The 967-nt window shown below is 71.0% G+C and carries 1 protein-coding gene; it reads left to right on the top strand.

From position 1 onward, the window contains the following. Nucleotides 1-910 (top strand): transporter substrate-binding domain-containing protein (locus AC1D15_RS34410; RefSeq protein ID WP_477829600.1); only part of this gene is annotated, 910 nt, incomplete at its 5' end. Nucleotides 911-967: the final 57 nt, after the last annotated feature.

Genomic DNA, 967 nt, shown 5'->3' with positions numbered 1-967 from the left:
CGACAAGGCGATGGCCTCGGTCACGCAGAGCGAACAGGCGCAGCTGGCGCGGCGCTGGCTGCCCGACGATGGCGACGGCATGCCGCACAGCGTGATGCTGACCGACGCCGAGCGCCGCTGGGTCGATGCGCATGGCCGCATCCGGGTCGGCTACGACGCCGCCTTCGCGCCGATCACGCTGCGCAACGACCTGACGCAGCTGCGCGGGCTGGGTGCCGACTTCATCCGGCTGTCCGCCGGCAAGGTGGGCGTGACGATCGAGAGCGAGATCGGCGGCAGCTTCGCCGAGATGTACCAGCGCGGCATGAAGGGCGACATCGACGTGCTGGTCGGTGCCGCGCGAACCATGCAGCGCCGGCAGGATTTCGATTTCGTCGGCCCGTTCCTGCGCGTGCCCACCGGCATCGTCACGCGCAGCCCCGACGGGCCGCTGGTGACTCGCCTGGGCGAGGTCGGCCACATGCGCATGGCCTTGCTGCAGGACCACTTCCTGATCCCGCAGCTGAGCAGCCGCTACCCGGCCATCCAGCTGATCACGTTCCCGACGCAGGAGGGCGCGCTGCAGGCGGTCGCCGACGGCCGGGCGGATCTCGCGATCGGCAACCTGAAGGTGGTCAACCAGCTGATCAACGACGGCCTGACCGGCCGCGTGCGCGTGACCGGCACGCTGAGCGATGCCGACAGCGAGCTGTACTTCGCGGTGCGGCGCGAGCTGCCGGAGCTCTCGCACCTGTTGCGCAAGGGGCTGGATGCGGTGAGCGCGGCCGAGGTGTCGGACATCGAACGCCGCTGGCTGCTGGGCAGCGGCACGCTGAGCATGAGCCGCGAGCAGGCGGTGCGGCTGGGGGCGGTGCTGCTGGCGACACTGCTGGCATCGAACGCCGCTGGCTGCTGGGCAGCGGCACGCTGAGCATGAGCCGCGAGCAGGCGGTGCGGCTGGGGGCGGTGCTGCTGGCGACACTGCTGG

Source organism: Rhizobacter sp. P2_H2, assembly GCF_056403375.1.
The sequence above is the reverse complement of the archived record's forward strand: the minus strand, read 5'-3'. Positions and strand labels throughout refer to the sequence as shown.